General features: G+C 40.3%; 6 protein-coding genes. All 6 read right to left on the reverse strand.

Annotation, left to right across the window (positions count from 1 at the left end; translation table 11 throughout):
• The coding region (locus H6S82_RS14655) for a beta-1,6-N-acetylglucosaminyltransferase (RefSeq protein ID WP_199317891.1) at positions 1-596 on the reverse strand (596 nt) is incomplete at its 3' end.
• Positions 597-611: 15 nt separating this feature from the next.
• Complete coding sequence (locus H6S82_RS14660; RefSeq protein ID WP_190461923.1) at positions 612-1,850, reverse strand: class I SAM-dependent methyltransferase; 1,239 nt, start codon at positions 1,848-1,850, stop codon at positions 612-614.
• Positions 1,851-1,872: 22 nt separating this feature from the next.
• A complete protein-coding gene (locus tag H6S82_RS14665) occupies positions 1,873-3,186 on the reverse strand; it encodes a Gfo/Idh/MocA family oxidoreductase (RefSeq protein WP_190461926.1) in 1,314 nt (437 codons plus the stop codon).
• Positions 3,183-3,731, reverse strand: a complete 549-nt coding sequence (rfbC, locus tag H6S82_RS14670) for a dTDP-4-dehydrorhamnose 3,5-epimerase (RefSeq protein ID WP_190461927.1) — start codon at positions 3,729-3,731, stop codon at positions 3,183-3,185. The genes H6S82_RS14665 and rfbC overlap by 4 nt, the downstream gene beginning before the upstream one ends.
• Before the next feature lie 3 nt (positions 3,732-3,734).
• Entirely contained in the window at positions 3,735-4,862 is a 1,128-nt protein-coding gene (gene rfbG / locus H6S82_RS14675) for a CDP-glucose 4,6-dehydratase (protein WP_190461929.1), read from the reverse strand.
• Between the two features lie 46 nt (positions 4,863-4,908).
• Positions 4,909-5,682 carry a glucose-1-phosphate cytidylyltransferase gene (gene rfbF / locus H6S82_RS14680; protein WP_190461931.1) on the reverse strand — a complete coding sequence of 258 codons (774 nt, stop codon included), beginning with the start codon at positions 5,680-5,682 and terminating at the stop codon, positions 4,909-4,911.
• Positions 5,683-6,082 lie beyond the last annotated feature (400 nt).

A 6,082-nucleotide genomic window follows, 5' to 3' on the forward strand; every position in this document is an offset into this window, starting at 1 on the left:
CACCAAGTCACATTTCCGTAACAGATAAAATTATCGTTAAAAGGAATAGAAAATGACTTGACTCCCACTCGGAATCCAAAAGTGGTAAAAATATGAATCAGTGATTGGATCTGGTTGATTCGGGAAAATTTTTTCACTACCGGATGCAACCATTTTGGCATATAAAAGTAGTATTGGTAGTAGAATCGGGTATAGCCTCTATTGTGCGGATGCCAAGGGCCTGTTTTCCAGTGTTGGATAAAAGCATCATATTCGGTGTTAGTCAAAAATTCTTCAAATTTAGATAGCGGTTGAATCGGATAATCTTGCCCAGAGAGATGTATTAGCCAGTCGAAGTCTGAATTACGCTCAAACAGCCAGTCTAGCGCTTCTAGATAGACCTCGAAGAAAGAATATTCATTTCTAATTGGCGGTTTATTTCTTTTAATCAGATCTATTCCTGATAAATCGCTTAAAGAAGTTAAATCCAAATAGGAAGTGCTGAAATCATGGCTAATCAACACCAGGCAATTGGGGCTAGATTTTTTGATAATTCGAGCGAGTCTACAGACCTGTTCTGGGTTATTATGACTTTGGATGAAGTAGCAGACTTTCATGGTTTTTATACTTCACTAATAAACCTGTGTTTCGGGAATTGGTACGACAAACTTTCCTCCCCATTCCCGAATTTTTGCCATTTGTTCCATCACTTCATCTTTGAGATTCCAGGCCAGAATTAACAAGTAATCTGGCTTAGTTTCAAAGATTTTATCTGGAGATAAAATGGGGATATGACTACCGGGCATAAATAATCCTTGTTTGTGGGGATTGCGATCTACTACGTAATCGATAAAGTCTGTACGAATACCGCAGTAATTGAGCAGGATGTTGCCTTTGGATGGCGCACCGTAAGCAACAATTACTTTTCCTTCGGCTTTGGCTTGAATCAGAAAGCTTAACAGTTTGCGTTTCGTTTCTTTAACTCTCTCACCAAATTTTAGATAAGTTTCTATGCGATCTAATCCGGCTTGGATTTCTTTTGCTTTCACCCGATATATGCGATCGCTTACAACTGGATTTGGTGCGTTTTCATGCTTTCCATAGATCCGAATTGAACCTCCATGAGTCGGAATTTCTTCTACATCAAAGAGTGTTAAGCCGTGCGTAGCAAATATTTTTTCGACAGTTAATAAAGATAGATAAGAAAAATGTTCTTCGTGAATTGTATCAAATTGATTTCCTTCTACAATCTGCAATAAATGGGGAAACTCCATTGTCAAAATACCAGATGGTTTTAAAACAAGCTTCATTCCCGCTACAAAATCATTTAAATCTGGTACATGAGCTAAAACATTATTTCCTAATAAAAGATCGGCTTGTTTGCCTTGAGAAACCACTTCTTTTGCTGTTTCTACACCAAAAAATCTGACCAGAACAGGAATGCCTTTTTCTTGGGCTACTTTCGCTACATTACCCGCAGGTTCTATTCCTAAAACAGGAATTTGTTTGGCCTGAAAATACTGGAGCATATAACCATCATTACTGGCAATTTCTACAACTTGACTATTTTGGTTAAGCCCCAATTTGGCGATTATCATATCGCTGTAAATTTTGGCGTGTTTTAGCCAACTATCGGAATAAGAAGAAAAGTAAGGGTAATTACCATCGCCAAACATATATTCTGGCGATTCGATTTCTTCTAATTGTACCAAAAAACATTTTTCGCAAACATTAGCACGAATAGGATAAAATTTTTCAACGCGATTAAGCTGGTCTTGACTTAAATAGTCATTCGCGATCGGTGACATTCCTAAATCGGCAAAATTATGTTCGATCGGGGTATTGCAGAAAGCGCAGTGAGAATTTTTCATGGTTGATTTTGTCGTGATATTTTTAGGATTTAATTAACGTTTTTTCTACAGGCAAAAAGTAATTATTTTGTTCTAATCGTAATCGATCGCAGAGTCTGCCTGTGGGCAATTGTACATCATTGTAACTTACTACTTGGTCTTTGGGAATATCTCGCTTGAGGCGACAACCTTCGGCTAAACCTATTGGCAATAGATTTTCTCTTCTTACCACATCGGAATTTTCGCACTGACCGTAGACCAGATAGCCACCGATCCCGTCTAAAGTTTCTCCTGCTTTGAGATTAGTTTTTGCGATCGCCACCACATCTACAACAGGGCCACCCAAAGGCGCTAATATGACATCTTGAAACAATACAACTCTAGCTACTGATATTGGTACTTCAAAGTAGCAGAGATGGTAAGGAGTGTAGAAGCTGTATAGGGGGCCTTCACCTAATTTATAAAGATTGAGATAATGACGATGCTTGGGGTCGTCGTTGGTAGCAAATATAAAGACGCCGGGACTTGGTTTTGCACCTAAAACATAGTCTACAATGCCACCCCATTCTTTTAGTTGGTCAACGTTATACATATTAGTCATTTCATCAACATGACCGGAGTATTCGTATCCCAACATACCGCGTTTTGCAACTCTCATACCCGTGCCATTGGCAACGATCGCTTGCTCAAAAGACATCTTAGTACCATCAGCAAAACTGGTCACCATTTGCGGCGTTTGATCCCAGCGTTTGGCGAAAGCTTCCTGGGTAGTGGGGTTGCGATAATGGTCTTGCAGCCCTTTAATATTACCGCATAAAAGAGGAGTTAATCCAATACTTTTAACGAACCGATAAAGGTTCATTTGTACCCCTGGTTGATCGCCATCGCAAGCGGTGATAATCACGCCTGCGCGATCGGCATAAACTTTCAAAATTGGGCCGATCGTACCATCTAATTCGGCATTCATCAAGATAATATGTTTGCGATAGGATATCGCTTCCATCACGACTTTAGCGGCAAATTCGATCGTACCAGTGACTTCAATTAAAGCATCGATGCTTTCCGCTTGACACAACAACATCGCATCATCAGTTATCGCATATTTCCCTTGAGCGATCGCATCTTCTAAATTGGCAACGTTATTAACAATTTTAACTTCTTCAACTCCCGCTTCATCGTAAGCTCGCTTTGCTTTATCCAAATGTCGGTTAAAAATAGCTACCAGCTTCATTCCCGGCACTGAATTGATAATTTGGTTGGCAATGCCTCGACCCATAGCCCCAGCACCAATCATTGCTACTTTGATGGGGTTTCCTGCTTCTGCGCGTGCTTGCAGCGCTCGATCGACAATAATCATTTTTCTTCTCCTATAACCGATTCTAATAATGGCCAATTTGCATCTTTTAGCGAAATTTCACTCACCGAGAGCGGCCAATTTATATTAAGTACAGGATCGTCATAACGCAGACCTCGTTCGTATCCAGGAGTATAAAACTCGCTTACTTGATAGATTGCTTCAGCTCCATCTGTCAAAGCTTGATAGCCATTGGCAAACATTTCCGGTACATACAAAGCGCAGCGATTTTCATCTGTTAATTCTACCCCAATATGAGATAGATAGGTAGGAGATTCAGGTCGCATATCTACAATTACTTCATAAATAGCGCCTTTTGTACAGCGAATCAATTTTGCTTCTGTTACCGGAGGAATTTGATAGTGCAATCCTCGCAGCGTACCTTTGTTAGGGTTAAAAGATAAGTTCGTTTGGGCGATTGGTGGTTTCAATCCTCTCTCTTCAAAGTCCTTCGCGCAAAATATACGCGCAAAAAAGCCTCGCCGATCGGATATTTTTTCGATCTCGACTAAGAAAGCTCCTTTTAACTGCGTTTCCGTAAATTGCATAATTTAATTTACCGATAAAACAGACGGAGTAGTGATTAACGAGCGAGATAAAATCGGCTTTTCTTCTAAGCTGCGATAGCGTTTAATTTGGTCTTCCACAATCTCTCTTATATCCTGCTTATTGAGATAACTTTGGTAAAATTCTACTATCCATTCAAGGGTTTGCTCCAAGGATAATGCCGGTTGCCATCCCAATTTAGCTTTTGCTTTCGAGCAATCAAGTTTCAAGTAATTGTCTTCGTGGGGATGATGCGCTGCATCTAATTCCCAAATCGCTCCATTTCCCCATAATTTTGTTAGCTTTTCCACAATCCAAATTACAGGTTTGGCATCTTCTTCGTTAGGGCCAAAGTTCCAAGCTTCGGCATACTCTGGCCCATATTTCCATAAATGTTCGGCTACGCACAAATAACCGCTCAAAGGTTGCAAGACGTGCTGCCAAGGACGAGTGGCATGGGGGTTGCGAATTAAGACCGATCGCCCCATCATAAACGATCGCATAATATCCGGTATTAACCGATCTGCCGCCCAGTCACCGCCACCGATGACGTTACCTGCTCTGACACTTGCTATTGCTACCCGATGGCGATCGTAATTAGCAGCAGAAAAATAAGAATCTCGATAGGCAGCAATTACTATTTCCGCACAAGCTTTGCTACTGGAATAGGGGTCTCGACCTCCCAAAGTTTCATTTTCGCGATATCCCCAAACCCATTCTTTATTTTGATAGCATTTATCGCTAGTAATCGACACCACTGTTCGGACGCTGGGAGTATGGCGAACTGCTTCCAAAACGTTCACCGTTCCGATGATATTTGTTGTGTAAGTTTCCACCGGATACTGATAGGAATAACGCACCAACGGTTGAGCGGCTAGATGAAAAACAATTTCTGGTTGATGTTCTGCCATCACCGCTTGGAAATTTTCCAAGTCGCGAATATCTCCGACGATCGAAATCATTCCCCGCTCAACATTTGCCAGTTCAAACAAACTGGGTTGCGTCGGTGCTGGCAAGGAATATCCTATAGTTGTTGCTCCCAACTTTTGCAACCACAGGGATAGCCAACTACCTTTAAATCCCGTATGACCTGTAATTAAAACTTTTTTGCCATGCCAAAATGTATAATCCATTAATTCACCTGTTTATAACTAAAGATAATTCTTAGCTGCGAAATCTTTACCAGATTTTCCAGGGGGGATTTCCATTTTCCCAAAGATTTTCCAGGTAATTCTTATCCCTGAGAGTATCCATCGGTTGCCAAAATCCATCATGCCTGTAAGCTGATAACTGTTGGTGATGCGCGAGTTTCTGCATTGGTTCTTGTTCCCACACTGTTGCATCATCAGCAATGTAATCGATCGCTGCCGGTTCTACAACAAAATACCCCCCATTAATCCAGGCTCCATCTCCTTGTGGCTTTTCGTGAAAACTACTGATGATAGTTTGATCTTTTGCCAAAGAGATGGCTCCGAAACGTCCGGGTTGCTGAACGGCAGTCAAGGTTGCCAAGGTGCCCTGCTGTTTGTGGAATTCTATTACTTTAGTGATATTTACATCGCTGACTCCATCCCCGTAAGTTAAGCAAAAAGTTTCATTACCAATATGTTCTCTCACTCGCTTCAATCGTCCACCAGTCATGGTTTTTTCGCCTGTATCTACCAACGTGACCCGCCAAGGTTCGGCATAGCCTTTATGAATGTTCATTTGATTAAATCGCAAATCAAACGTGACATCGGACATCCGCATAAAATAGTTGGCAAAATACTCTTTGATCGTATAACCTTTGTAACCGCAACAAATAATAAAGTCGTTAATGCCATAAGCGGAATAAATCTTCATTATGTGCCAGAGAATTGGCTGTCCCCCAATTTCCACCATTGGTTTTGGCTTAATGATGGTTTCTTCGCTTAACCGAGTACCCAATCCCCCTGCTAATATCACTGTTTTCATTGGATTGCCCTTGTTATTATTAAATTTTTTTTATTAATATATTTGAATTTTTATTTGCTTTATCTTATATATCATTAATATATGGGATAAAGCAAGATGAAAATCTAAAAAATAGATTAAAAAAATATAAATTTTTGATGAAAATGCTTTTTTGTACCCTAGCTGAGATGTTTCGGAACTTTTATGCAAATTTTGGCTACCAATCTATAAGGGTTAATTTTCTGGCTTCGCGAATTAATGGCATAACTTCTCATTTATAACCCTTACTACAATTATGTGCGATCGCCCAACCCAAACTACAGTCAAGCTTGTTTGCTACCAAACTTAAAAAAACTCAAAATACTTTGGTACAGATCTGCGGCAAGATAGAAAATCCAGGAGTAAATAATAACTACAGATC

This window comes from Planktothrix sp. FACHB-1355, from assembly GCF_014748295.1.
GTDB classification, from domain to species: Bacteria; Cyanobacteriota; Cyanobacteriia; order Cyanobacteriales; family Aerosakkonemataceae; genus Aerosakkonema; species Aerosakkonema funiforme_A.

What these genes read in the sequence shown, in the direction of transcription:
- rfbF (WP_190461931.1), bottom strand. Translation starts at nt 5,682, where the DNA reads ATGAAAACAGTGATATTAGCAGGGGGATTGGGTACTCGGTTAAGCGAA.
- rfbG (WP_190461929.1), bottom strand. Translation starts at nt 4,862, where the DNA reads ATGGATTATACATTTTGGCATGGCAAAAAAGTTTTAATTACAGGTCAT.
- rfbC (WP_190461927.1), bottom strand. Translation starts at nt 3,731, where the DNA reads ATGCAATTTACGGAAACGCAGTTAAAAGGAGCTTTCTTAGTCGAGATC.
- H6S82_RS14660 (WP_190461923.1), bottom strand. Translation starts at nt 1,850, where the DNA reads ATGAAAAATTCTCACTGCGCTTTCTGCAATACCCCGATCGAACATAAT.
- H6S82_RS14665 (WP_190461926.1), bottom strand. Translation starts at nt 3,186, where the DNA reads ATGATTATTGTCGATCGAGCGCTGCAAGCACGCGCAGAAGCAGGAAAC.